Source organism: Nocardioides sp. Root190, from assembly GCF_001428565.1.
Lineage (GTDB): Bacteria > Actinomycetota > Actinomycetes > Propionibacteriales > Nocardioidaceae > Nocardioides.
Map to the genome: position 1 here is coordinate 209,351 of NZ_LMIA01000011.1, position 24,732 is coordinate 234,082.

Below are 24,732 nucleotides of genomic sequence, written 5' to 3' on the forward strand. Positions count from 1 at the left end.
AGGAATGTTCATGATCGAATGGGGAGCACTCACGGTCGCGGAGTTGGTTGATCGCGCGTGCCGTCGCCATCGTGATCGGGTCGCAGTGATGACCGAAGCAGGAGAGAAGCGGACGTACGGCGAACTGTCCGATCGCTCTTGGCGCCTGGTCAACGCGCTCAACGGTCTGGGCTACGAGAAAGGTGCACGGGTCGGCATCCTTGCAGCCAATTGCCCCGAGTACATCGAAGTGGAGTTCGCCTGTGGCCGCGGCGGCTTTGTGAAGGTGCCGCTGTATGTCCGCAACACACCGGCGGAGCACTGCTACTTCCTCGCTGACGCCGATGTCGACGTCCTCATCGGTGAAGCTTCTCTGCTCGACGGCATTGCTGCTCGTCTTGAAGAAGAAGGCGTGGCCAAACGTCCACGTCTGATCGCGATCGACGCCCCCGGGGATGCGGAGGCACTGGAGTACGAAGAGCTGTTGATTCGGGCGAGCAGCCAGTCGTCTCGACCGCATCTGCTGCCGACGGACCCATTCCAGATTCGCTACACGTCCGGCACCACGGGGCGCCCGAAGGGCGCGGTGTCGAGTCACCAGGCAATGGTGGTGGCGAGCTTGGGCAACGTTGTCCACAACTCGTGGGAAGACCCGGTACTCCCCGGCGACGTCCTGATGCACGTCATTCCGTTCAGTCACGTCTCCACATTCAACATCATCGGACACTCGCTCTACGGCGTCACGCATCTTCCGTTCAAGAAGTGGGATCCAGATCACTTCTTGAACGCGGTGCAGGAGCAACACGTTGCGAACGTCCTACTGATGCCGACGCAGGTCAACATGCTGATGACCCAGGCCTCGGCACTGAGCACTGCAGATGCCTCTTCCCTGAAGACCTTGGTCTACGGGGGCGAGCCAATGGCGGCAGGCGTCCTGGATGCGGCCCTCGACCGATTCGGACCAGTTTTGACCCAAGGCTACGGAAGTACAGAAGCGCCCAGCCTGATCATCGGTCTGCCGAAGTCCGCCCATGTCGGCCACGTGGCAAAGGCGCGCGGCCCGGCGTGCGGGTGGGCGATGCCATGGGTGGAGACCGCAATCCTCGATCTCGAAGGACAGCCTGTCGCCCGTGGCGAAACAGGGGAGTTGGTCGTTCGCGGACCGTTCCTGCTAGATGGCTACCTTAACAACCCCGCAGCTACGGCCAACGTCCTCCGCGACGGCTGGTACCACACGGGCGACATTGGTCGAATGGATGAGGACGACTGCGTGATCCTGGCGGACCGCAGCGGAGACATGATCATCTCGGGCGGATACAACATCTACCCCGCCGAGGTCGAAGCGGCGATCCTGACGCACCCTGACGTTCTCGAGTGCGTGGTCTTCGGAGCGCCGGATCCCACATGGGGCGAGAGTGTCAGGGCGGTGGTGCGTCTCTCCGACGGTGCGGTGCTCACCACTCGCGCTCTCTCTGAGCACTCGGCTGGCGAACTCGCCCGCTTCAAGTTTCCCAAGAACATTTTCGTCACATCTGACGCATTTCCGAAGACCGACGCCGGCAAGACGCTGCGTCGAGCGTTGAGAGACGCCACCGCCGACCTGGAGGAGCTTGCATGACATCAACGACATTCGGAATCGGCGTACCTGCTTTCGGCAATCCCCGGCTCGAACTGGACGTTCTGGACATGGCTCGTTCAGTCGAGGACGCCGACTTCGACGAGGTGTGGATTGGTGACCATGTCGCGTTGAACCGTGACATGCACTCGACCTATCCGTATCTGTCGAAGGGTGTCGCGTTCTTTCCTCCTGATGCGGACTGGTACGAGAGCACGGTCACGGCGTCGGCCATCTTGGCTGCGACGACCAGGGTTGGGGTCGGGATCGGGACAATGGTCGCCGCACTGAGACCCCCGGTGCTGTTGGCAAAGCAACTCGCCACGATCGACCGGCTGTCGTCCGGACGCATCCAGTTGGCGGTAGGAGTTGGTTGGCTTGCTGAGGAGTACGCGGCTCTGGGCATTCCTTGGGATGAGCGCGGCAAGCGGCTCGACGGACTTATCGACGTGCTGCGAGATTGTTGGACGGGTAGTCCAGCTGGCGGGAATTACGGGCCTTACCACCTTGAAGAGGGGGTAAGGACCTTTCCGATCCCTTCGTCGTCGCTGCGAATCCTAGGCGGTGGAAACAGCAAGGCTGCCATCCGTCGCGCAGTCGAACGCTGTGACGGCTGGTACGGCGCGGCCCATGTCGACGCGGAATCGCTCGAGATGCTGCGGGCCGTCGTTTCGCAGATCCAGAGTGCGAGGCCGACCAGTGAGCGCTCGGAGCAGCCGTTCGACTACTCGCTCAACCTTGCCGTGTCGGCGCGGCAACTGCAGGAGAAGGGCTCGGCGTACCTTGCCGGGTACCTCGAACAGGCCATCACGATCGGAATTGAACGGATCGTGTTCGGGTTCGGGTGGGCCAGCCTTGATCAGGGCCGAGACACCATGGGTTTGATTCGCGAAGCTGTCAACAGCGTGACCCGCGAGGAGCAGCCATGACACCGAAGGACCAATTCCCTCGGATCCGCAGCCTGCTCCTGGCGGCCGGGAATCTGCCGATTTCTCGCAAGCTCGGTCGTTTCGATGCCGACGTGAAAGTCATCGACCTCGAGGACGGCGTCCCAGACTCCCAGAAGGATCTCGGCCGCTCGATGACGGTCGAAACAGTTGGCTTCCTCCGTGAAGAGGGCCTCCTGGACTCCTTGTTCGTGCGGGTGAATGCTCCCGGGTCGATGTGGATCGCCGAAGACCTTCGCGCGGCGGCTGGTTCCGAGATCGACGGCATCGTGGTGCCCATGATCCGCACAGTGGCCGAAGTTCGCGAGATCGAGAACGGGCTCGCGAACCTGGGCAGTCCACTTCCGATCCTCTGGGGCATCGAGACCGGGTGGGCGGTGGAGAATATTGGAGCCATCCTCGACCACAGCCAGAATGCGATAGGTATCTACTTCGGGTCAGAGGACTACGCCACAGACGTCGGGATGACCCGTACCCCCGGCGGGCTGGAACTGCAATACGCCCGATCAAGGATCGCTCTTGCCTGCGCAAACCGCGGTATCCATTCCGCGGACAAGGGTGTCACCGACATCCGGGACGACGCTGCGTTCATCAGCGACGCCATGGAGGGGAAGTCCTACGGCTTCACTGGCAAGATCTGCGTCACCCCCCATCAAGCGGCACTCGCGAACACCGCCTTCGCTCCGAGCGATGTCGAGGTAGCGGAGTCGCTCCACCTGCTCGAGGCTTACGCCCTTGCCTTGGCCGATGGGCGGTCCGCGCCGGAGATCGATGGCCACATGATTGATGGCCCGCTGGTGGTGCGCGCGCAGAAGATCTTGAAAGCGGCGGACATCGACAGTCCCCTGTAGTGGCCGCGCGGGCAACACATCAACCTGCCCGCCGTCCATCGGGTCATCGTCACGTTTAACGTCGCGAAGGCGCCTGTTGATGACGAACGGGTCCCGTCGAGCGCCGACGCGGCTGTCGGTGAGATCGGGGTCCAATCTCGTCGCCCTGACGATGCACCGCCGTGCGCGGTGTTGATGCTCGATCGAAGCGACTCTTCGAAGAGAGGTGCTCGGTCCGCTCCTCGGGGCGCTGTTCTTCCGGCGCGCATCGTTCTGATCCGCCCGACCCCCGAAACCGACCTCCTGGGCCAGCCGTCTTGCCTGTGGGGCGGTCTTCTGGCGCGCCCGGCGGGGCGCGGAGTCTCGCCGTCATGCGTCTGCTGACCATGGGCAGATTTGACCATTGACATCGGCATGTGACGGCAGCCACTATCGTGGCAATCTATCAAGCACTTGCTTGATTCTCTGGGTTTTGGCAGGTCTCATTGCCCCGACCGGGATGCCTAAGAAGTCCAATCTTTCACTCAAGGAGACACACGTATGATCCACAGATTTCGGTCGAGGCTGATCGCAGTCGTCGGCGCTCTGATGTTGCTCGTAGTCGCCACGGCTTGCGGGGGGCCATCCGGCGGCGGCGGGAACGGCCCTTCGAAGGACGGCCCTGCGAAGGAGGGCGGAACGCTCGACTGGCTCGTTGTGGGTGAGCCGCCAACGTTGAATCCCAAGGGTTACACGGGCGCCTTGGTGCCCCAGTACAGCGCCTTGTACGACAGCCTCGTCCAGGTCGATCCGAAGTCAGGAGACCCGATTTTCCGACAGGCTGAGTCGGTGACGCCGAACGAGAACAAGTCCGTGTGGACTATCAAACTCCGCGAAGGCCTGAAGTTCTCTGACGGCACGGCGTTCAACGCTGAGGCCATCAAGGCATGGTGGGATCACGAGAAGGTTCCGGCGAATGCGTCTCCCGTGATCTCGACGCTGACCAGCTTCAAGAGTTACACCGTCGAGGATGCCCTGACGCTTCAGGTTGACGTTGGTTACCCCCGTGCGGCCCTCTACAACGACCTCGCGTTCACCTCGCTTGGCATGATTCCGTCGCCGGCTGTCGTCGAGTCCAGCGGGGACGCGTTCGGTTCCAGTGTCGAGACGTTCGCCGCTGCGGGTCCCTTCGTACTGAAGGAATGGGTGCAGGGCGACCACATGACACTGGTGGCCAACAAGGATTACTGGGACGAGGGAAGGCCCTACCTGGACGGCATCACCTTCAAGCTCAGTGCTGACGCGAGCACCAACGCCGATGCGGTGGTGAGTGGAGCTGCGGACATGGCCTACCAACCTTTCCCCGATCCGGCTGAACAGCGCGTCACGGATGCGGGCGGGCAGCACATCTTCCTGCCGGACGTGCAGCAGGTGATCGTCTCGTTTAACGTGGCCAAGGCGCCGTTCGACGACGTGCGGGTGCGCCGAGCACTAGTCCTCGCGACCGATCCGAAGGACATTTCTGATAAGGCGCAGTCCGGGCTCGCGACTCCGGTCACGACCCTGTTTCCGGAAGGGTCATCTCTGTACGACCCCGCCGTGGTCCAGAAGACGAACGACCTCGAGCAGGCTCAGGAGTTGATCGACGAGTACCTCCAGGACACAGGCAAGGACTCCATTACGGGCTCGGTCCTTTCCCCGGACAACCAGGCCGCGGACCAGGTCAGCGCTCTCACGCAGAATTGGAACCGGCTCGACAATGTCGACATAAGCATCGATAAGAAAACGGTCGCAGCCTATGTCAGCGCCCGTGGTGCGAAGGACTTCGACATGGTGATCAGTAACAGCGCGGATCCCGGGACCTTCGTGGAGGAGTGGCTGAACAAGTGGTCGACAGGAGGAGCGGCGAACACGCAGAACTATTCGGATCCCGAGCTCGACAAACTCCTCGAGGCCGGACGAGGGTATGCCGATCAAGACGAGCGCAAGAAGGCTCTGAACGAGATTGGCGCCCGGCTGATGGAAGAAGCCGCCTTCGTCGGGTTGACCTATGCGCAGAAGTCCGTTGTTGCCAGCAACGAGGTTCGAGTCGACGCCATGATCAACCCGTCGGTGCCTGACCCGGCCCAGATCTCGATCGGGTGATTTCGGGGTGATGTAGACGCGGCAAGGGACTGCCCGGGAAGTGCGCACATGCGCACTTCCCGGGCAGTGGTGCGTCGTCCTCGAGTTGTGCGGTGACACGGACCAAGCCAGTGGTGACGGCATGTCAGTGCTTGCGCCCCTACTCCCGAGAAGGAGGCCTTGACCGGCAAAGTGACCGCTGTTACATTGCTTATCAAGCGCTTGATTGATTCTAGGGTTAGGCTTCGGTGTCCCGGATACCAAGGTTGTCTTCACAAGACCGCTCGAAATCACCGTCAGCATGTGAACCGGCCCAAAACAGCGCACGATCTGAGGGAAAGGCAGCACCGTGGCGTCGCTAGACAAGGAATCGGCTGGGGGCACCACTTCGAGTCCGCTTCTCGAACTCGTAGATCTCTCGACCACGTTCGCAACGACCCGGGGAACGGTGCGTGCCGTACGTGGAGTGTCATTCCGGCTGATGCGTGGTCAGACGCTCGGCCTCGTCGGCGAGTCGGGCAGCGGCAAGACGGTGCTCGCCCGAACCATCATGCGACTGATTGCAGGCGCGAACGTCGTCACCGAAGGCGAGATCCGCTTCGAGGGGCGCGACATCTTGTCCATGCCGGACAAGGACAGCCGACGCCTGCTCGGGACTGACATGGCCATGGTCTTCCAGGACCCGATGACGGCGCTGAACCCGGTGATGAGGCTCGGGGCCCAGGTGACCGAAGGTCTCCGCGTCCACAAGGGACTGTCCCGCCGTGATGCACGTGTCGAGGCGGTTCGACTACTGGAGGCAGTCCACATTCGTGACCCCGAGGCGCGAGCGATGCAGTATCCCCACGAGCTTTCGGGCGGCATGCGCCAGCGCGTCATGATCGCCACTGCAGTCGCCTGCGGACCCAAGTTGCTGATCGCTGACGAGCCGACGACTGCACTCGACGTCACTGTGCAGGCCCGTGTGCTCGATCTCCTCGACGAGATGCGCAAAGACCTCTTCATGGCGATGATTCTGGTTTCGCACGACCTCAACGTCGTGGCCGATCGAGCCGACCATCTGGCGGTCATGTATGCGGGACGGATCGTCGAGACGGGCCCGGCTTCAGCCGTACTGCGCGCACCGCACATGCCTTACACCGCGGCGTTGCTGAACTGCACTCCGAGGCTTGATCTTGCTGATGGTGTCCGGCTCGCTTCGATTCCGGGGCGTCCGCCGTCCTTGAGCGAGCAGCAGCCGGGGTGCAGCTTCGTGACGCGGTGTGAGTTCGCGAGCCAGAAGTGCCGCGAGGAGGCGCCCCCGTTGATTTCGGTCCCCGACGCCGATCGCAGTTTTGCATGTTGGCACCCGCTCAATTTGTCGAAGCGTGTCATTCAAGAAGTACTACCGGGCGCTCCGGTGTCCGATCTGAAGGCGGAGGTGGCTCAGAATGGCCGGTAGCGGGACCGCGCACTTGCGAAAGGAAGCGCTCTTGTCGGTCGAGCATCTCGACGTCACCTACTCGGTCGGCGGGCGCTCGAAGTTCACCGCCGTTTCTGATCTCAGCCTGGACATCTTGCGTGGCGAAACCCTCGGGCTCGTCGGGGAGTCGGGCTGCGGCAAGTCTTCCTTTGGCAAAGCCGTGGTGAGACACGTTCCAATCTCCGCTGGGCAGGTTCGCCTTGGCGGCAATGACATCTCCAGGCTACGGGGCAGGGAGTTGCGGACAGTCCGCGGCGATCTCCAGATGGTGTTTCAGGATCCAGTCTCGAGTCTCAACCCACGCCGCTCGGCTGAGCAGATCATCGGCCAGGGCTTGGACGTCTGGAAGAAAGGCACCCGCGCGGAACGAGCCGAGAAGGTCCGTGAAGTGATGGAGGCAGTCGGTTTGCCCTACCAGCCTGAGGCCAAGCGCCGGCGACACGAGTTCTCCGGCGGCCAGTGTCAGCGGATCAGCATCGCTCGAGCCTTGGTGATGGAGCCTGAGGTGCTGGTGTGCGACGAAGCCGTATCCGCCTTGGACGTCTCTGTCCAAGCGCAAATATTGAACATGCTGCTCGACTTGCGGGAGCGTTACGAGCTGACGATGCTCTTCATTGCGCACAACCTCGCGGTCGTCAAGTACATCAGCGACCGGATTGCCGTGATGTATCTCGGCAAGCTCTGCGAGATCGGTCCGAGCGGCCCGCTGACGGACAAGCCTCGCCATCCTTACACTCGTGCGCTCCTCGACGCCGCAAACCTCGAGCATGGTCCTGGCGAGGTCCTGGAGTCGCCAACTGAGGTCGACGTGCAAGGCCAGGGCGACCGCGACACCCCCGATGACCTCGCCGCTCGTGGGTGTCGGTTTCGCGACCGATGCCCGAGTGCGCAAGCCATTTGTGGGACGACGGAGCCAGAGATACGCATGATCGATGACGGCCACTTCGTGGCCTGCCATTTCCCGCTTGGCGGCGCGACCGCGCCCGCCGCTGGAACGCCGGGAGGGCAGTCATGAATCGGCTCCGTTTGGCGGCGTTCGGTCGCCCCGCGCGCTTCGTGGCAACCGTGATCATTGTGACGATGTTGACCTCGATCATCCTTGATCTTGTCCCCGGCAATACCGCAGCCTTCCTTGCGGGCGAGAACGCGACGCCAGAGGTAGTAGACGCGGTCGCAAAGCAGTACGGACTCAACGATCCGGTCTACATCCGGTATCTGCATTGGATAGGCGGCGTTCTTCAGGGCGATCTCGGAAGCTCGTTCGTTACGAAGCAGCCGGTCGCGGAGGCCATCTGGCAGCGCCTTCCCGTCACGCTCGAGCTGGCGCTCCTGGCCACGATCCTGTCGTTCGCCGTCGCTGTTCCGCTTGCGATGTTCTGCTCGCTCAGGGCTGGTGGTCGCTTCGATCGACTGTGCCTCAACGTCACGACCGCCATGACCTCGGTGCCGGCCTTCGTGCTCGCGATTCTCTTCGTCCTTGTGTTTGCCCTACGGCTTGGCTGGTTCCCCGTCCTGGGTTGGATACCCCTGTCGGAGGATCCGTCGGGAAATCTCAGAAACGCGATACTCCCAGTCCTTACGATCTTCTTCGCCGAGATGGCGGTCGTGTTCCGTGTTCTCCGCGCTGATGTGATCGGCACCCTGGAACAGGATTTCGTTGCTCTTGCGCGAGCCAAGGGTCTGTCGACACGTCGCATCATGACCCGACACGTCCTTCGTCCCTCTTCGTTCTCGCTCATCACGGTTGCGGGAATTCAGTTCGCTCGCGCGCTCGGCGGCACTGTCATCGTCGAGTCGGTATTCGTCCTTCCGGGCGTGGGCTCGTTGCTCATCAGTTCAGTAGGAGATAGAGACTTGATCACCTTGCAGGGCATCGTCCTCTTCTTGGCCTTCATCTTCCTTGTCGCCAACCTGACGGTCGACATGATGTACGGCCTCCTTGACCCACGTTCGCGGGTCCGATCATGAGTGCGTTGGGGCAGGCCGACGGTGCGCAGCTCGTCCCGGCCCGCCGAGGACGCGTTTGGGCAGTCTTGGGCGCTGCGGTCCAACCGGGAAGGATCGGACTCATCCTCAGCGTTTCGTGGATCGCCCTGGTCGTGTTACTCGCGTTGGCTGCTGACTTCCTGCCGCTCCAAGACCCCACCGTCGATGCGGAGGTAGGGATCCGCGTCCCGCCCCTCCAGAGCCTCGGCGAGCCGCTCGGAACTGATGGATTCGGACGCAGCATGCTGGCCCGCGCCATCTTTGGGGCCCGTGCGTCCCTGGCGGCTGGGATCGGGGCGGCGGCAGCTGCCCTGCTGATCGGACTAGCGATCGGCGTCGCCGCGGGCTACTTCAGGGGCAAGGTCGACACCGCCATTGGCATCGCGATCGACGCACTTCTTTCGTTCCCGGGCATCGTGGTCTTGGTCGTTGTCGGGGCCACAATTGGCGGCGGAGTGGGAAGTGTGACCCTGGGGCTGGCAATTGTCGCCGTCCCTCTCTTCGCGAGGCTGGCGCGGGCCAACACCCTTCGGGTAGCTCCGCTGGAGTATGTCCTCGCAGCACGAGGGTTGGGAGCATCGCCCCGCAAGGTGGTGTTCCTAGAGATCGTGCCCAACGTGTTGACGAGCATGATCGCCTACGCCGGCGTCGTGGTCGGCGTCTTGATCCTCGCCGAGTCGTCGGTGAGCTTCCTGGGCCTCGGGGTCCAGTTGCCCCAGCCAAGTTGGGGAAACATGATCTCCGAAGGACAGAAGGCGCTCCGAACCGATCCCCACCTGGTCTTGGTGCCGGCCGCGCTCCTCGTTCTCACGATCTTGGCCCTCAATCAGGTGGCTGAGTATGTCCGGAGCCGCTCCGACACGAGCTCGCGACTGTAGGGCAGCCACACAGCAGCACAAAGTCCGGCCGTGACCGAGGCTCGTCCCGGTGCCATCGAGCAGGGCTTGACGTGGAACCGACGTCGGCCTAGATTCAATCAAGCGCTTGATCGATTATTGGTTGCATTGCATTGCCCCCAAGGGACAGAACGTGCGACCCGCACACCCAGTGGCAGCAGGAATTGACAGATACGGAGGGACCGAGTGATGAGCTCAATGACGGCCAGCGGGCACTCTCGGGCGCATGTCGACTTGCACCGGAATCTTGCCGAGAAGACGCTCCGCAGAGCTGCCATTTATTCCGGTGGGAACTGGGTGTCCTCGACCGCCTCGGGCACGATGGAGCACCGGAACCCGACAACCGGGGAGGTCCAGGGTGAACTCGTGATCGCGGGTTCCAGTGAGGTCGACGACGCGGTCTCAGCCGCGAGGGCGGCCCTGGCTGGTTGGCGATCGACACCGGCTGATGTCAAACGCTCGCTCCTCCGCTCTCTTGCTGACGCCATCAAGGCGAACATCGATGACCTCGAAGTTCTTGGCGTGCTAGACAACGGGAACACCCGGGCGACCGTCCGCGCCGCGGCGCTACGGGGCGCTGACTTCCTCGACTACTACGCGGGCTGGCCGGACAAACTGAGCGGCCTCGTCATCCCCAGCTATCCCGGCGACGCACTCAACTACACAGTTCCTGAGCCGTTCGGGGTAGTTGCGGCCATGGTGAACTGGAACGGTCCGCTGGTCGCGACCTGTCGCAAGATCGGTCCCGCGCTGGCCGCGGGGAATACCGTCGTCGTGAAGTCGCCAGAGCTTGCTCCATTCCAGGTCCAGCGTTTCGCGGAGCTCTGTGAAGCGGTGGGCATCCCGCCGGGCGTCGTCAACATCGTGCCCGGCGGACCGGAGACTGGAGCCGCCCTCGTATCGCACGCTGGTGTCGACAAGGTGTCGTTCACGGGAAGCACGGCGACGGCCAAGAAGATCATGGCGGCAGCGGCGGTCAACTTGACCCCAGTTGCTCTCGAGCTGGGCGGGAAGGCCGCCAACATCGTGTGTGCGGACGCGGACATCGAGAAGGCAGCTGCCATGGCCGGCATGTACGGGGCTGTCGTCAACTCCGGCCAAGGATGTCTGCTCCCGACGTTGCTGTTGGTCGAGGACGGGATCTATGACGCTTTCATGGACCGTGTCGTCTCCGTTGTCGAGTCGGTCAAGATCGGAGATCCCCTCGACCGCGCCACCGCGATGGGTCCACTCATCAGCTCGGGTGCCCGAGACCGGGTGGCGTCGATCATCGACGGGGCCGCGGCGTCTGGTGGATCGACCTTGCTCACCGGAGGCGCACGCCTCGGCGGCGAGTTCGAAGACGGTTACTTCCTGCAACCGACGATCTTCGGGGATGTGGACCCTCACGCCAAGATCGCCCGAGAGGAGATCTTCGGCCCAGTGCTCAGTGCGCTGAGGTTCGACTCCGAGGAAGAGGCACTGTCGATTGCACATGGCACCAGGTATGCGCTGTCGGGATTCGTGCATACCAACGACGTGCGACGTGCTCATCGAATGGCTGGGGCGCTCAAGGCGGGATCAGTGTCAGTCAACGGGATCAATCCCCTCGCGCCGTCCGTGCCGTTCGGGGGAAGCGGCGACAGCGGATTCGGACGTGAAGGTGGCGAAGAGGGACTGCTCGAGTTCGTCCGGACGAAGAACGTGTACGTGTCGTTGTGAGGGTCGGGCGGCGCGCGGCACCTGGACGTGGAGGCGCTTGACAGTGAAGACGGCGGCAGCGATGGCGAGATCCAACCGGACGATAGGACGTTGAGATGACGGAGGATGCGAACGTGGTTGACAAGGTTCGGTCGGACGATGGCCTGGACTACGAGTTCCTGATTATCGGGGCGGGCGTGTGTGGTCTTTACCAGTTGCACCGACTGCTGGAGATCGGCGCGAAGGCCACTGCCCTCGAAGCCAACTCGGACGTGGGTGGGACCTGGTACAACAACCGCTACCCCGGGTGCCGGTTCGACTCGGAGAGCTACACCTACCAGTACTCCTTCGACAAGGAACTGCTCGGTGAGTGGAACTGGTCTGAGAGGTTTGCCGCCCAGCCGGAGACCCTGCGCTACTTCCAGCACGTGGCCGAGAAGTTCGGGCTACGGAAGCACATCCAGTTCAACAGTCGCGTCGTCTCGGCGGTCTACAACGAGAACAATCCCAGTTGGCTGGTGACGACTGCCGGGGGAGCGACGTTCACGACGCGATTCCTCATGACGGCCATGGGTCTCCTGTCTGCGCCGACCGTGCCACGCTTCGAGGGCCGCGACACGTTCGGGGGGACCTCGCTGCATACCTTCGACTGGCCCCACGCTGGGCTCGATCTCGCAGGAAAGCGGGTCGGCGTGGTCGGCACTGGCGCAACGGGGGTCCAGGTGATCTCTACGATTGCGGACAAGGTCAAGACGCTCACGGTGTTCCAACGAGACGCGAACTGGTGCGCGCCCCTGGGCAATGCCCCCATCTCCGAGCCGGAGATGGCCCAGCTCAAGGAGACCTACGATGAGATCTTCGAGCGCTGCTTCAACTCGCCCAACGGATTTCTGCACCGTCCAGACCGCCGCATCAGCACTGATGTCTCCCGTGAGGAGCGTCTTGCGTGGTGGGAGGAGCTCTATGGAGCTCCAGGCTTTGGAATCTGGCTCGGCAACTTCCGAGACACCCTCATGAACGAGGACGCGAACGCCGAGCTCTCGGAGTTCATCGCCGCCAAGGTCCGCGCGCGCGTCGACGACCCTGCAGTGGCCGAGAAGCTCATTCCTCACGACCACGGGTTCGGGACCAAGCGAGTGCCTCTCGAAACGCGCTATTACGAGGTCTACAACCGCCCAAACGTCCGACTGGTCGACTTGATGGAGACCCCGGTCGAACGGGTCACACCGTCCGGAATCACTACGACGGCTGAGGACATCGAGCTCGATGTCATCATCTATGCCACCGGGTTCGATGCGGTGACTGGACCATTCGACCGGATCGACTTTGTGGGGGAGAACGGCCTCAAGCTCCGCGACAAATGGAAAGACGGTCCGGAGACCTGTGTTGGTGTGCAAACCACCGGGTTCCCGAATCTGCTGACCTGCGTCGGGCCTCAGTCGGGCTCTGTCGCAGCGAACTTCCCGCGCGGGATTGAAGACATCGTGGCCTGGATGACCGACTTTGCGATCTACATCCGCGAGAACGGCGTGACGGAGGTTCGAGCCAATCGCGAGGCCGAGTTGGCTTGGGTCGAGCACGTGCGCGAGGTCAATCAGGAGGTTCTCTTCACGAAGACGAAGTCCTGGTTCAACGGCTACAACCTGAACGTCGACGGTGGCGACAAGCCGCGGGTCCTCATCTATACGGGCGGCGCCGTGAGGTACCGCAAGCGACTGGCGGAAGAGCGAGCAGCTGGATATCCGAGCTTCGAGATTCTGACGGGCGACGCCCTACCCGAGTCCAGTTAGCGATCCGGGGCGCCGCCGGACTGGGGAGTTGCCAACCAATGATGAACGGAGAAATGCTATGGAATTGATGGACAAGGGCTGGAACATCGCGAGTCCGGATGTGACCACGCCAGATGAGATCGAGGCATTCCGCAACACGTATGCGGAGAACAAGGGCAGCGTCTTGCCGGCTTTCGAGTTCTGGTTGCAGCTGAGGCCCGACCCGCTCAAGCGATATCGGATGCAGGCTCGTCAGAGTCCCGACCCCAAGATGCTGGACGCGCCGTTCAGCGTGCTCGCCTTCCTTCACTACTACTGCGTGGAGGGTTATGAGGACGGGATCCTTTATGAGTCGACTCATGCTCTGAAGAACGGAGCGACCAAGGACGAGGTCATCGACACGATTGCCGTGGCGTTCATTCACGCGGCACCGAAGGGACTGCGGTACGCCGGGACGTCCACGCTCGACTATCTCAAAGCGTTTGATGACTCGGATTCTCCAGGTCTCCCGTGGCCCGATCATTGGAACCATGACCCGGACCTACTGTCCACTGGTCTTGATTTCACCGATCCGGACATGCTGTCGGGTGAACTCGACCTCATCCGCGATTGGAATTTGCGAGTGCTGGGTGAGGTTCCTCGGTACGTCGAATTTCTGGGGAAGTATCAGCCGAATCTTTTGAAGGCCCAGCGGAGTCGCTTTGAGTTCGCCTTGAAGGTCTCGCCGGCGCAGTACCTGCCCTATCTGCTGACCCACTTCAACGTTACCCGGGGCTTTGCGCCAGGTATCCGAGAAGGTGTCTTGATGGGCAAGGGCTTGGGCATGACCAAGCTCGACATTCTGGACGCGATCAAGTGGGGGATGATCTACGGTGGGCCGGCTGCGATTTCCACCGCGGACGAGGCTGTTTCCGACATCCTTGACGACTGGGTCTAAGAGCCGTTTGTTGCGGCGAGACCTGGGCCGGGCGGCTGCGCCTCATGAACCCGCGTCGACCTTGAGGCCGTTGAGGATGATGTCGGCCTGCATGAGCCCGATCTCGGCGAGGGTGTAGGGACCGTTGTCGCTGAACCATCGCGGTGATCCTGAGCGTCTCGCGGTCCGCTTCGTGCGAGTCCGCATCCCTGGCAAGGCCTGGGTAGGAGGCGGTTCGCGACCTTGATCTTCGATCAAGCGCTTGATATATATTGCGTAGCAGTCGTCACATGTTTTGCTGACAGAGCCTCAGAGATCCGCTCACGGGGTGAAAGGGATGCTCGTGTCTTTTGACTTTGATCGGTGGAAGCCGGGTACTCGGCCGCTGCCCGCGAACTATCCGTTGACGACCGAGGACGCCACTAAGGTCCTCAACGCCGGCAGCCAGTGCGCCGAGCGTCTGGATGTGGCGATGTCAATTTGCATCGTTGATGACGGCGCGAACGTTGTCCTTCTCTACCGAATGCCCCACGCGATGCTCTTCTCGCTCGACTTGGCCATCAGCAAGGCTAAGACGGCTGCCAGCACCCGGCAGACCACCCATGCTTGGGCGCGCCTGATGAGGCCGTCCGGACCGATGGCCGGTGCGGTGCTGCCGCCGGGACTCGTCACGATCGCCGGTGGGTTCCCGCTGTTCCGGTCGGGCGTCCTGGTTGGTGGACTGGGCATCAGTGGTGCTGAGCGCGAGGACATCGATGTTGCCAGCGCATGTATCACCGCTGGTGGTTTCGACGAGGTGGACATCATCGATGCTCTCCGTAGATCCCAACAGAACACCAGTGAGGTACGCGTTGACTGACAAGCACAGTTCGCCCCGGACGAATGGCGTCTTCGACTACATCGTTGTGGGTGGTGGATCAGCCGGCTGCGTCTTGGCTAACCGACTGAGCAAGGATCCCGCCAATCGGGTGTTGCTCCTCGAGGCGGGGGGGCGCGGTCTCAGCCCCTACCTCACCATCCCCGCAGGACGCGCCCGCCTCAGCGACAAGTACGACTGGGCCTTTCCCGCAGAACCCGAGAAGTCTCTCAATGGTCGCACCGAGGAGTGGGAGAGCGGCAAGGTCCTCGGCGGTTCGAGTGCGATCAACGGCATGATGTGGGCGCGCCCGAACGCCGACGACCTCGACGAGTGGGCTGAGCTCGGTAACAAGGGCTGGGATTCGGAGTCAATGCTTCCCTTCATCCGCCGATCGGAGTCGTTCGTCGGTCCTGCTAGTGCTTGGCGCGGCTCCGACGGGCCCCAGAGCGTTGACTTCCCAGGAGTCAGCCACCCGACGACGTCGATGTTCATCGAAGCATCCGAGGCAGCCGGACACGTCCTGAACGAGGACTACAACGGACATTCTCAAGCTGGCGTCGCTCTGGGGCAGGTCACCCAGAAGCGCGGGCTTCGACACAGTTCGGCTCGCGCCTACCTCGGCCCGGCCCGCCGACGGCCGAACCTGAAGATCGTTACTGGAGCGACGGTAGAACGGATCATTCTCGAGGGCAACCGAGCCGCTGGCGTTGAGTACACGTCCGGCCGGCGCAAAGTCAGGAGCCTCTGCGACCGCGAGGTCGTCCTGAGTGCCGGTGCGGTCGGCTCGCCCGCACTTCTCATGAGGTCGGGGATCGGACCTCGGGACCATTTGACGTCCGTTGGCATTTCGGCGGCGGTCGACCTCAGCGGAGTCGGCAAGAACCTGCAGAACCACGTCTACTACGCGCTGGTGTTCGAGGTCGACGTGCCCACTCTCAACCGCGAGTTCAACGCCGCCAACGTGATCAAGGGTGGGCTGGACCTGGTGCTTCGAGGCACGGGCTCTGCAACCTCGTCCTTCGGGCACGCCGTCCTCTTTGGCGGTCTGTCGGGCGAGCGGGTCGACTACGGGGCAATCTTCTCGCCCTTCGGGATCTTCGCTCGGAAAGAGAACGGACGCGGGCGCCATAAGATGTCGATGATGGCGGAGAGTGCCATCACTGTCCGGGTCGGACTTCTGCGGGCTCGCCCGCGGGGCGAGATCAAGCTGCAGTCGAAGGATCCTCGTCAGCTCCCGATGATCTCCTTCGAGCACCTCGAGGATCCGCAAGATGTTCAGGACCTGACCCTCGCGTGCCGGAAGATGCGAGAGATCGCTAGTCAGCCACCCCTTGCGGGGCACGTCGTTCGTGAGCTGGTTCCGGGCCTGAGTGTCGACGATGACGCGTCGTGGGAGCAGACGCTCCGTGCTGGCGTCACTTCAGGCAAGCACTACGGAGGCACGTGCCGTATGGGTGTCGGCGAGGACTCCGTGGTCGACCCGCAGCTCCGGGTTCGGGGCGTGGATGGCCTGCGTGTCGCGGACATGTCGATCACGCCAGTCGTTCCAGCTGCTAACACCTACGCAACCGCGCTCCTGATCGGTGAGGTCTGCGCTGACCTGATACTGGGAAAGGGGCATGCCCAAGATGATTGATCAGCGTGAATGGTACGACTGCGCAGAAGGCCACGAGGTCGCACACAAAGCTACGGAGACCGGCCTGATCTCAATACGGGCGGTCCTGGAAGTTGGTGCGACGGCGCTGAATGAGCTGGTCCGATTGTCTGGGTCGTGCGTGGCCGTGCTTCGGGAGGCGGATCGCAACAGATCCGTGGTCGGCACGGCTTCACTGGACATCAGCCAGGCTCGCGACTGGTCAATCCTCTAGGAGATTGGTTCTATGTCAGTTCCTGGCACCGGCGGTCATCCGGCACACCGCTATACCGTTGCCGTCATCGGCGGTACCGGTCCCCAGGGCAAGGGCCTGGGCTACCGCTTCGCGCGCCACGGCCACGACATCGTGCTCGGCTCACGCGCTGCCGAGAAGGCCGAGGCCTCCGCTACCGAGGTGACCGAGCGGCTCGTGGGGGTGGCCGGTGCGGGTGTCGCGCGCGGCGCCACCAACGCCGACGCGATCGCCGCCGCCGACGTCGTCCTGCTGGCCGTCCCGTACGACGGCCACGACGACCTCGTCGCGTCCCTGGACCTGGCGGGCAAGACCGTCATCTCCTGCGTCAACCCGCTGGCCTTCGACAAGCGCGGCGCGCACGGGCAGGTCATCAACGGCGGCGAGGGATCGGCGGCCGAGTCGGCCCAGGAGCTCGCCCCCGAGGCGACCGTCGTCGGTGCGTTCCACAACGTCTCCGCGATCGGCCTGTGGAGCGAGGACGATTTCCTCGACGAGGACGTCATCGTGGTCGGCGACTCGGTCGAGGGCAAGCAGGTCGCGATCGACCTCGCCGCTGCCGTGACCGGCCGCCCCGGGATCGACGGCGGCAAGCTCCGTCTCGCCCGTGTGCTGGAGCCCTTCACCGCCGTACTCATCGCGATCAACCGGAAGTACAAGATCCACTCCGGCATCCGGGTGTCGGGGCTCGACGCCCGCTGAAACGGAGTCTGCGTCCAGCTCGACTGGTGGGCTGCCGCGCTAGGTCACGATCCGCCGGGAGAACAGCCGGAGTTGGCGGACCTTCACGCACAAGGTCGAACTCGACGTCGCGCACCTGTCGTGGCCGGCCCTGTCGGTCACGACCAGGCTTGCTCGTCAAGCCGGACCGACGCTATTGGACCCCGGCGGCTCAGGTGTTGATGTCGCTGGGGTGCGTGGCCAGCGGGGTGACAATGATGTCCATAAAGGGAAAGAGCGGCAGCCCCGACAGCACGTCGTGCAGCGCATCGTTCGACTCGACGTCGAAGATCGACACGTTGGCGTACTTGCCCACGATCCGCCACAGGTGCGGCCAACGGCCCGAGCGTTGGACGTCCTGGGCATAGGCCTTCTCGCGGGCGACGAGGTCGGCCTTGACCCCGGGATCCATGTCGAGCGGGATCCGTACATCCATCCGCACGTGGTACAGCATCCGTCAGCCCCTCTCGGGGTCGAGCACGAAGCTGTACGCCACGGTCACGCTTCCATCGGCCTGTGTCTGCGGGGCGAGGATCAGCTCGGGCTTGACGGCCGAGGCGATGTCGTCGTCGTTGTGCTCGTCGCCGGGGAAGTAGAGCTGGGCGGTCAACAGTTCGTGGCCGGGCGCAGAGGCCTTCACATGGATATGAGCCGGGCGCCAGGCGTGCCAGCCTGCCGCAGCGATGAGCTTGCCGCACGAGCCGTCGGTGGGAATCTGGTACGGCGCCGGCTGCATGGTGTGGATCTGGAATCCACCGTTCTCGTCGGCCGTGAAGGAGCCGCGCAGGTTCCACTCGGGGATGCCGGGAGCGAACTGCGAGTACAGGCCATCGCTGTCGGCGTGCCAGATCTCGACCTTCGCACCCGCCAGGACACTGCCGTCGGTCGCGGTGACCGTTCCGGTCCACAGCAGCGGCGTACCGCTCTCGTCCGCGCGCATGGGGACGGTGCCATCGGCGCCCTGCTCCGGTGCGTTCGGAACGTAGTAGGGGCCCTCGATCGAACCCTTGTTGCCCTCACGGTGCTCGGTGTTGACGTCCTCGACGACGTGCTCAAGCCACACGTCGAGGAACAGCGGCCATTCGCCGTCCTCGCCGACACTGATCACCCATGCCTTGAGGGCGTTGAATTCGGCATAGGTGACCTTGTGCTTGCGGACGGTCGCGTACAGGGCGTCGAGGACCTCGCGTGCAAGCAGGTCCACCCGCTCGCAGGGCACGTCCTTGACCGCGTCATACGGCGACTTGTCGGTGTGGAAGCGCTCGGTGGCGCTGGCGCCGGAAGCTGCTGCGGTCGCGGTGCCGGTCTCGCTGACGGTCGTGCTCATCAGGGTGCTCCTTGGGGTGAGGTGGTGGGTGAGAGGTTTCAGTTCTGGCGGTAGCGAGCGAGCTTGTCGGGATCGATGACGGCGCCCAGCCCGGGTGCGGAACGCACGGCGAGCTCGCCGCCGCGAATGACGAGCGGCTCGGCCAGCAGGTCGTCGGTCATGTCGAGGAAGTTGGACAGCTCGCCGGCGCGACGCGAGGTCAGTTCGAAGGCGGAGCCGAAGGCGACCGAGGCAAGCGACCCGAGCTGGCCGTCGATCTGGTTGCCCATCACGACCTCGATGCCGAGTCCTTCGGCCAGGTGGTGAACACGGCGGCTGGTGGTGAAGCCGGTGCGGGCGGTCTTGATGCTGATCGCGGTGGCCGAACCGCCGAGGATCTCGCGGGTCACTTCGGCCGGTGTCACGACGGATTCGTCGGCAACGAAGGGCACGTCGATCTGCTCCACGAGCCAACGCCGTCCGAGGACGTCGTCGGCTGGGCAGAGTTCCTCGGCCAGTGTCAGGCCGAGGTCGGCCATCTCGCGCATGGCGCGGGCGGACTCGGAGGCGGACCAGCCCCGGTTGCCGTCGACGTACAACTCGATGTCGTCGCCGAACCGTTCCCTCAGCGCACGCACGACCGCGGTGTCGAGGTGGTAGGGCTTGCGGCCGACCTTCACCTTGAATGTCGAGATTCCGTAGGTGTCGCGCATCCGTTCTGCTTCGTCGACCATCGCGGCTGGCGAGTCGAATCCGAGCATGTGGGAGACCCGCATCCGGTCGGTGAATCCGCCAAGAAGTTCGGTGACGCTGTAGCCGAGCGACTGGCCCATCGCGTCCCAGAGCGCCATGTCCAGGGCTGACTTCGCGGTCGGGTTGCCCACCGTGCGGCTCAGGCGTGCGTGGATCTGCTCGCGTTCCATCAGGTCGAGACCGGTCACTTGCGGCGCGAAGATGCCATCGATCACGGCCATAATTCCAGCCTGCGTCTCGCCGTAGGTGAAGGGCCGCGGAGGCGCTTCTGCAACACCCACCACGCCGTCGTTGGTAGTGACCCGGACCAGCACGTGCTCGGCGACGTGCACCTCACCGCTGGCGAACTTCAACGGCTTGGCGTAGGGGATTGCAAAGGGGATCGCCTCGACATGGGTGATCTTCATCGGTTGACCTCCGAAGGGGTGGGGACGGGGGAAGCAGAAAACACGCCGGGCGCATCCAGGGCGTCGAGGATGGCGAGGACGGCGGGATTGCTTTCGTCGGCGCGCCAGGCGAGGGCGAGATCGACAGTTGCCGCGTCGGTGACGTCGCGGAAGGCGACGCCCGCGAGCGGGGCCGCCCGCACCGACCCTGGGACCAGTGCGATGCCGAGGCCGGCGGCCACCAACGGGAGCTGAACGGAGATCCCGGCTGCCTCGTGTTCGCGGTGCGGCACGAACCCGGCTTCGTGGCAACTGCGCAGGACCGCTTCGTTGACAGCGGAACTGTTGCCTGCGAACAGGACGAACGGCTCGGTTCGCAGATCGGTCATCGAGATCACCGGCTCCGTAGCAAGTCGGTGATCGGCGGCGACGGCCAGCACGAGAGGCTCGGACGCGATGGTGCGTAGGCGGAGTCCCTCGCGGGTCGCCATTGGAGGGCGAAGGACGCCAAGGTCCAGGCTGCCATCGATTAGCCCGTCGACCTGGGCGGGAGTCAACAGGTCAGCGTGGATCTCCAGCGCCAGGCGGGGGAGCACCCGTTTGATAACCCGTGCCACGCGGGGGAGCTGGGTGTGGGCGGCGCTGCCGGTGAACGCGATCCGGACCAGGCCCTGACGGCCTTCGGCGATCCGTCGCACGCCGCGTGCGCTGTCCTCCACCGCGGCCAGAATGCGGGTCGCCTCTGCTTGCAGGAACTCGCCGGCCGGAGTGAGTCGTACCTGACGTGTGGTCCGCACGAACAGTGGCGTCCCGAGTTCGGCCTCGAGTTGGCGAATCGACTGGGACAGGGCGGGTTGGGCCATGTGGAGACGCTCGGCGGCGCGGCCGAAGTGACGGGTTTCCGCCACCGCGGAGAAGTAACGCAGGTGCCGCAACTCCATGAGTGCCTCCGTTGATGTCGGGATGGTGCGTTCCTCGCGCAGACGGCCTTTGGTTCAAGGTAGGTCTCAATATTGAGTCGACACAAGGATGCAGTTGGGCATGATTGAGAGGCCAGGTCGATCAATGTTGGAGGAATGGCGCGGTAGGCCCGACCTGATCAGCCGCCGTGCCGGGTCCTCGTCGCCAGGCGTCGGTAGAAGGGCAGGTCAGACTCCGGCTGGGACTCGAACCGGTGCGCCGGTCTTCTCGGTGATCTCCTCGATGGTCACGCCAGGCGCGAGCTCGACCAGCTCGAAGGCGTCACCTGCAACGTCGAGGACGCCCAGTTCGGTGATGACCCGGGACACGACTCTGCGGCCCGTCAGCGGCAGATCGCAGGCCGCGAGCAGCTTGTGGGCGCTCTTCTTGGTGGTGTGCTCCATCAACACGATCACCCGGCGCGCGCCACTGACAAGGTCCATCGCGCCGCCCATGCCCTTGACCATCGATCCCGGAACCATCCAGTTGGCCAGGTCGCCGTTGACGGCGACCTGCATGCCACCCAGGACCGCGGTGTCGATGTGGCCGCCGCGGATCATCGCGAAGCTCAGGGAGGAGTCGAAGTAGCTGGCTCCGGGCAGCACGGTGACGGTCTGCTTGCCGGCGTTGATGAGGTCGGGGTCGACCTCGTCGTCGTAGGGAAAGGGTCCGACTCCGAGGATGCCGTTCTCTGCATGCAGGGTCACTGTCGAGTCGTCGGGCAGGAAGCCGGGGATTAGCGTGGGCAGACCGATGCCCAGATTGACGTACTCGCCGTCGTTGAGTTCGAGGGCGGCGCGGGCGGCCATCTCGTCGTGAGTCCATTTCATGACAGCGTCTCCTCTCGGGGTCGGGTGGTGCGTTTCTCGATCTCCTTGTGAGTGGCCTCGTCGTGGGTCAGTTCGACCACCCGCTGGACGAACACCCCGGGCAGGTGAACGTCGTCGGGTCCGATCTCCCCGACCTCGACGATCTGCTCGGCCTCGACGATGGTCAGGCGCCCGGCCATCGCGGCCGGGATGTTGAAGTTGCCGGCCGAGGCGTTGAAGACGCAGTTGCCGGCGCGGTCGACCTTGGCTGCGCGGATGAGGGCGATGTCGGTGACGATCGATTCCTCGAGCACCATCTCGGTGCCGTGGAAGGTGCGTACTTCCTTGGGTTCCGACGCGAGTGCGACCGAGCCGTCGGCGTTGTAGCGCCACGGCAGCCCACCTTCGGCGACCATGGTGCCGACGCCGGTGGGGGTGAAGAACGCGCCGATCCCGGCACCTCCCGCGCGCATCCGCTCGGCCAGGGTTCCCTGGGGGGTGAGCTCGACGGTCAGTTCACCGGCGAGGTACTGCCGGGCGAACTCCTTGTTCTCGCCGACGTACGACGCGATGACCCGGGTGATCCGCTGGTGCTCGAGCAACAGTCCGAGGCCCGCACCGTCGACGCCGCAGTTGTTGGAGACGACGGTGAGGTCGTCGGCCCCCTGTTCAAGGAGCGCGCCGATCAGGGTCCAGGGAATGCCGACCAGGCCGAAGCCTCCGACGGCCAGGCTCGAACTGCTGGCGATGTCGGCGACCGCGTGAGCGGCGTTGGGGACGACCTTGTCGAGACTCATGAGGATGCTCCCGTCAGGTGGGCGATGATCGCCGGGGTGATGGTTTCGGGTTGCTGGGCGTTGGCCAGGTGTGCCGCGTCCGGTACGACGAGAAGCCGGCCGTTCTGCACGTTGTCCGCGATCTCTTGCAGCGAGGGGGGCGGCGTGGCCGGGTCGTCGCGACCGGCGATCGCCAGGGTGGGTGCCGTGATCGTGGGGAGGTCGGGGCGCAGATCCATTGCTGCGATGACCTCGCAGCAGGACGCGTAGCCCTGGGCGGCGGTGGCGGCGACGCCTTCTTCGCAGGTCGTCTTCACGTCGGGATGGGCGTCGAGATAGGCCGAAGTGAACCAGCGCTGGACGACGGCCTCGGCCACCGCACCGGCGCCGTGCTCGCGGACCGTGGCGGCGCGATCGGTCCAGCCGCTCGACGGGGTGAGATGCGCCCCCGTGCACAGGACGACGAGCCGGTCGACACGTTCGGGGTTGCGAGCCGCGAGGCGCATGCCCGTCATGCCGCCGAGTGACAGGCCGACGAAGTGGGCCTGCTTGACCCCAAGGGTGTCGAGCAGCGTGACCACGTCGTCAACGAGGTCGTCGATGTCGTAGGGGCCCACGGGCACAGGGGATTGGCCGTGACCGCGCGTGTCGTAGCGCAACACCCGGAAGTGTTCTGCGAGCGCGTCAGCCTGGGCATCCCACATCGTGTGCGTCGAGCCGAGGGAGTTGGACAGCACCACGACGGGCGCGTCTGCTGCGCCGGTGATGACGTAGTGGACCGCGACGGCGGTCATTCCGAAATCCTCTCGAAGACGGCGGCGAGTCCCTGGCCGCCACCGATGCACATGGTCTCGAGGCCGTAGCGGGCTTCGCGGCGCTGCATCTCGTAGGCGAGGGTCGCGAGGATCCGACCGCCCGTGGCGCCGACCGGGTGGCCGAGCGAGATGCCGGAACCGTTGGGGTTCAGCCGGTCGTCGCTTGCGTCGATCTTCCACTCACGCAGACAGGCGAGCACTTGGGCGGCGAAGGCCTCGTTGAGCTCGATTACGTCGATCTCGATGAGCGTGAGACCGGCTCTCGCGAGGGCGGCTGCCGTGGACGGCACCGGACCGATGCCCATCACCTCGGGTCCCACACCAGCAACGGCCCACGACTTGAGCGACAGCAGGGGACGGAGTCCGCGACGGTCGGCTTCCTCGCGCGTGGTGACCACACACATGGCGGCCCCGTCGTTCTGCCCGCTCGCGTTGCCGGCCGTGACGGTGGACTCCGGATCGATCTTGCCCCGGACGGGTCGCAGCGCGGCGAGCTGCTCCAGCGTGGTCCCGGGGCGGGGGTGTTCGTCGCGGTCGACGATCACGTCCGGTTTGCCCCGAGCGCCGGGGACAGTCACGGGCACGAGTTCGTCGGCGAAGTCGCCGGCGTGCTGCGCGGCGCCGGCCCTCTGTTGGGAGCGCACCGAAAACATGTCCTGCTCCTCGCGGGAGATGGAGTATTCGCGCCGAAGGTTCTCCGCGGTCTCGAGCATCCCTCCGGGTACCGGGTGGTCCTTGCCGCCGGCGGTCTCGCGCGCCCGGACCAGTCGATCCATGAGCTCGACGCCACCGCTCCGTACGCCCGCGCGCAGCCCCAGGGCGTAGTGCTCGACGTTCGACATTGACTCCACGCCGCCCGCAACCACCACCCGGGCGGCGCCGGTGGCGACCTGCCCGGCGGCGTACAGGACAGCCTGGAGGCCGGAGCCGCAGCGGCGGTCGAGCTGGAGTCCGGGGACCTCGGTGCCGAGGCCGGCGTCGAGGGCCGCGATCCGTCCAATGGCCGGGTTCTCGCCGCTGGGATAACAGTTGCCCAGGATCACGTCATCAACATCACCTTCGCCGAGTCCGGTGCGCCTGACAAGGTCGCGCAGGGTGTGCGACGCAAGGTCGACCGCCGAGAGTGAGGCGAACGCACCGCCGTAGCGGCCTACGGGCGTGCGGATCGGCTCACAGATCACGATGTCGGGCATGCCAATGACGCTAAGCCCTACTACCAATATGGAGAAGTATCGATTTTCGCGACATCCATATTGGTTGAGTCTGAATCTGTGCGCGT

The 24,732-nt window shown here is 64.1% G+C and carries 23 protein-coding genes; 14 read left to right on the top strand and 9 right to left on the bottom strand.

Features of this window, described 5'->3' with window-relative positions:
* The first annotated feature begins 10 nt into the window (after positions 1-10).
* From ASE01_RS18125 to ASE01_RS18175, 11 genes are all read left to right on the top strand, one after another.
* Positions 11-1,597, top strand: a complete 1,587-nt coding sequence (locus ASE01_RS18125) for a class I adenylate-forming enzyme family protein (protein ID WP_162260314.1) — start codon at positions 11-13, stop codon at positions 1,595-1,597.
* On the top strand, positions 1,594-2,523 hold the full coding sequence (locus ASE01_RS18130) for an LLM class flavin-dependent oxidoreductase (RefSeq protein ID WP_157537504.1): 930 nt from the start codon (positions 1,594-1,596) through the stop codon (positions 2,521-2,523). The genes ASE01_RS18125 and ASE01_RS18130 overlap by 4 nt, the downstream gene beginning before the upstream one ends.
* Positions 2,520-3,392: an HpcH/HpaI aldolase/citrate lyase family protein gene (locus tag ASE01_RS18135; RefSeq protein WP_056755590.1), complete on the top strand. Its 873-nt coding sequence runs from the start codon at positions 2,520-2,522 to the stop codon at positions 3,390-3,392. The genes ASE01_RS18130 and ASE01_RS18135 overlap by 4 nt, the downstream gene beginning before the upstream one ends.
* A 567-nt stretch (positions 3,393-3,959) precedes the next feature.
* On the top strand, positions 3,960-5,495 hold the full coding sequence (locus tag ASE01_RS18140) for an ABC transporter substrate-binding protein (RefSeq protein WP_162260315.1): 1,536 nt from the start codon (positions 3,960-3,962) through the stop codon (positions 5,493-5,495).
* A 445-nt stretch (positions 5,496-5,940) separates the two neighbouring features.
* Complete coding sequence (locus ASE01_RS18145; protein WP_200958901.1) at positions 5,941-6,915, top strand: ABC transporter ATP-binding protein; 975 nt, start codon at positions 5,941-5,943, stop codon at positions 6,913-6,915.
* A 31-nt stretch (positions 6,916-6,946) separates the two neighbouring features.
* Entirely contained in the window at positions 6,947-7,951 is a 1,005-nt protein-coding gene (locus tag ASE01_RS18150; protein ID WP_200958902.1) for an ABC transporter ATP-binding protein, read from the top strand.
* Complete coding sequence (locus tag ASE01_RS18155) at positions 7,948-8,904, top strand: ABC transporter permease (RefSeq protein ID WP_056755598.1); 957 nt, start codon at positions 7,948-7,950, stop codon at positions 8,902-8,904. Before ASE01_RS18150 ends, ASE01_RS18155 begins: the two co-directional genes overlap by 4 nt.
* Positions 8,905-8,969: 65 nt before the next feature.
* Positions 8,970-9,800: an ABC transporter permease gene (locus ASE01_RS18160; protein ID WP_056755761.1), complete on the top strand. Its 831-nt coding sequence runs from the start codon at positions 8,970-8,972 to the stop codon at positions 9,798-9,800.
* Positions 9,801-10,007: 207 nt separating this feature from the next.
* Positions 10,008-11,519 carry an aldehyde dehydrogenase family protein gene (locus tag ASE01_RS18165; RefSeq protein ID WP_200958903.1) on the top strand — a complete coding sequence of 504 codons (1,512 nt, stop codon included), beginning with the start codon at positions 10,008-10,010 and terminating at the stop codon, positions 11,517-11,519.
* A 95-nt stretch (positions 11,520-11,614) separates the two neighbouring features.
* A complete protein-coding gene (locus tag ASE01_RS18170) occupies positions 11,615-13,288 on the top strand; it encodes a flavin-containing monooxygenase (protein ID WP_056755601.1) in 1,674 nt (557 codons plus the stop codon).
* 58 nt (positions 13,289-13,346) lie between these two features.
* Entirely contained in the window at positions 13,347-14,204 is an 858-nt protein-coding gene (locus ASE01_RS18175) for a hypothetical protein (protein ID WP_056755603.1), read from the top strand.
* A 42-nt stretch (positions 14,205-14,246) separates the two neighbouring features.
* Here ASE01_RS18175 and ASE01_RS24505 read toward each other — a convergent pair whose 3' ends face one another.
* Positions 14,247-14,390, bottom strand: coding sequence for a hypothetical protein (locus tag ASE01_RS24505; protein WP_157537506.1), 144 nt, complete (start codon positions 14,388-14,390; stop codon positions 14,247-14,249).
* Positions 14,391-14,520: 130 nt separating this feature from the next.
* Here ASE01_RS24505 and ASE01_RS18180 point away from each other — a divergent pair, with 130 nt between their 5' ends.
* From ASE01_RS18180 to npdG, 3 genes are all read left to right on the top strand, one after another.
* A complete protein-coding gene (locus ASE01_RS18180; RefSeq protein ID WP_235536097.1) occupies positions 14,521-15,042 on the top strand; it encodes a GlcG/HbpS family heme-binding protein in 522 nt (173 codons plus the stop codon).
* Positions 14,993-16,678 (top strand): GMC family oxidoreductase, encoded by a 1,686-nt coding sequence (locus ASE01_RS18185; protein WP_235536092.1) that lies wholly within the window; start codon positions 14,993-14,995, stop codon positions 16,676-16,678. The genes ASE01_RS18180 and ASE01_RS18185 overlap by 50 nt, the downstream gene beginning before the upstream one ends.
* 244 nt (positions 16,679-16,922) lie before the next feature.
* Entirely contained in the window at positions 16,923-17,630 is a 708-nt protein-coding gene (gene npdG / locus ASE01_RS18190) for an NADPH-dependent F420 reductase (protein ID WP_056755612.1), read from the top strand.
* Positions 17,631-17,820: 190 nt separating this feature from the next.
* Here the strand turns inward: npdG and catC are convergent, their stop codons facing one another.
* The 8 genes from catC to ASE01_RS18230 form a co-directional block, all read right to left on the bottom strand.
* Positions 17,821-18,102: a muconolactone Delta-isomerase gene (catC, locus tag ASE01_RS18195; protein WP_056755615.1), complete on the bottom strand. Its 282-nt coding sequence runs from the start codon at positions 18,100-18,102 to the stop codon at positions 17,821-17,823.
* A gap of 3 nt (positions 18,103-18,105) precedes the next feature.
* On the bottom strand, positions 18,106-18,975 hold the full coding sequence (catA, locus tag ASE01_RS18200) for a catechol 1,2-dioxygenase (protein WP_056755617.1): 870 nt from the start codon (positions 18,973-18,975) through the stop codon (positions 18,106-18,108).
* A gap of 38 nt (positions 18,976-19,013) precedes the next feature.
* Complete coding sequence (locus ASE01_RS18205; protein WP_056755620.1) at positions 19,014-20,114, bottom strand: mandelate racemase/muconate lactonizing enzyme family protein; 1,101 nt, start codon at positions 20,112-20,114, stop codon at positions 19,014-19,016.
* Positions 20,111-21,034 carry a LysR substrate-binding domain-containing protein gene (locus ASE01_RS18210; RefSeq protein WP_056755624.1) on the bottom strand — a complete coding sequence of 308 codons (924 nt, stop codon included), beginning with the start codon at positions 21,032-21,034 and terminating at the stop codon, positions 20,111-20,113. Before ASE01_RS18210 ends, ASE01_RS18205 begins: the two co-directional genes overlap by 4 nt.
* Positions 21,035-21,241: 207 nt before the next feature.
* A complete protein-coding gene (locus ASE01_RS18215) occupies positions 21,242-21,883 on the bottom strand; it encodes a CoA transferase subunit B (RefSeq protein WP_056755627.1) in 642 nt (213 codons plus the stop codon).
* Positions 21,880-22,659 (bottom strand): CoA transferase subunit A, encoded by a 780-nt coding sequence (locus tag ASE01_RS18220; protein ID WP_056755629.1) that lies wholly within the window; start codon positions 22,657-22,659, stop codon positions 21,880-21,882. Before ASE01_RS18220 ends, ASE01_RS18215 begins: the two co-directional genes overlap by 4 nt.
* Entirely contained in the window at positions 22,656-23,432 is a 777-nt protein-coding gene (gene pcaD, locus ASE01_RS18225; protein WP_056755631.1) for a 3-oxoadipate enol-lactonase, read from the bottom strand. The genes ASE01_RS18220 and pcaD overlap by 4 nt, the downstream gene beginning before the upstream one ends.
* Positions 23,429-24,646, bottom strand: a complete 1,218-nt coding sequence (locus ASE01_RS18230) for an acetyl-CoA C-acetyltransferase (RefSeq protein ID WP_056755635.1) — start codon at positions 24,644-24,646, stop codon at positions 23,429-23,431. The genes pcaD and ASE01_RS18230 overlap by 4 nt, the downstream gene beginning before the upstream one ends.
* Positions 24,647-24,732 lie beyond the last annotated feature (86 nt).

Coding starts and splice junctions, on each gene's coding strand:
- ASE01_RS18125 (WP_162260314.1), top strand. CDS start 11: ATGATCGAATGGGGAGCACTCACGGTCGCGGAGTTGGTTGATCGCGCG.
- ASE01_RS18130 (WP_157537504.1), top strand. CDS start 1,594: ATGACATCAACGACATTCGGAATCGGCGTACCTGCTTTCGGCAATCCC.
- ASE01_RS18135 (WP_056755590.1), top strand. CDS start 2,520: ATGACACCGAAGGACCAATTCCCTCGGATCCGCAGCCTGCTCCTGGCG.
- ASE01_RS18140 (WP_162260315.1), top strand. CDS start 3,960: ATGTTGCTCGTAGTCGCCACGGCTTGCGGGGGGCCATCCGGCGGCGGC.
- ASE01_RS18155 (WP_056755598.1), top strand. CDS start 7,948: ATGAATCGGCTCCGTTTGGCGGCGTTCGGTCGCCCCGCGCGCTTCGTG.
- ASE01_RS18165 (WP_200958903.1), top strand. CDS start 10,008: ATGAGCTCAATGACGGCCAGCGGGCACTCTCGGGCGCATGTCGACTTG.
- ASE01_RS18170 (WP_056755601.1), top strand. CDS start 11,615: ATGACGGAGGATGCGAACGTGGTTGACAAGGTTCGGTCGGACGATGGC.
- ASE01_RS18175 (WP_056755603.1), top strand. CDS start 13,347: ATGGAATTGATGGACAAGGGCTGGAACATCGCGAGTCCGGATGTGACC.
- ASE01_RS24505 (WP_157537506.1), bottom strand. CDS start 14,390: ATGCGGACTCGCACGAAGCGGACCGCGAGACGCTCAGGATCACCGCGA.
- ASE01_RS18180 (WP_235536097.1), top strand. CDS start 14,521: ATGCTCGTGTCTTTTGACTTTGATCGGTGGAAGCCGGGTACTCGGCCG.
- ASE01_RS18185 (WP_235536092.1), top strand. CDS start 14,993: ATGCTCTCCGTAGATCCCAACAGAACACCAGTGAGGTACGCGTTGACT.
- npdG (WP_056755612.1), top strand. CDS start 16,923: ATGTCAGTTCCTGGCACCGGCGGTCATCCGGCACACCGCTATACCGTT.
- catC (WP_056755615.1), bottom strand. CDS start 18,102: ATGCTGTACCACGTGCGGATGGATGTACGGATCCCGCTCGACATGGAT.
- catA (WP_056755617.1), bottom strand. CDS start 18,975: ATGAGCACGACCGTCAGCGAGACCGGCACCGCGACCGCAGCAGCTTCC.
- ASE01_RS18205 (WP_056755620.1), bottom strand. CDS start 20,114: ATGAAGATCACCCATGTCGAGGCGATCCCCTTTGCAATCCCCTACGCC.
- ASE01_RS18210 (WP_056755624.1), bottom strand. CDS start 21,034: ATGGAGTTGCGGCACCTGCGTTACTTCTCCGCGGTGGCGGAAACCCGT.
- ASE01_RS18215 (WP_056755627.1), bottom strand. CDS start 21,883: ATGAAATGGACTCACGACGAGATGGCCGCCCGCGCCGCCCTCGAACTC.
- ASE01_RS18220 (WP_056755629.1), bottom strand. CDS start 22,659: ATGAGTCTCGACAAGGTCGTCCCCAACGCCGCTCACGCGGTCGCCGAC.
- pcaD (WP_056755631.1), bottom strand. CDS start 23,432: ATGACCGCCGTCGCGGTCCACTACGTCATCACCGGCGCAGCAGACGCG.
- ASE01_RS18230 (WP_056755635.1), bottom strand. CDS start 24,646: ATGCCCGACATCGTGATCTGTGAGCCGATCCGCACGCCCGTAGGCCGC.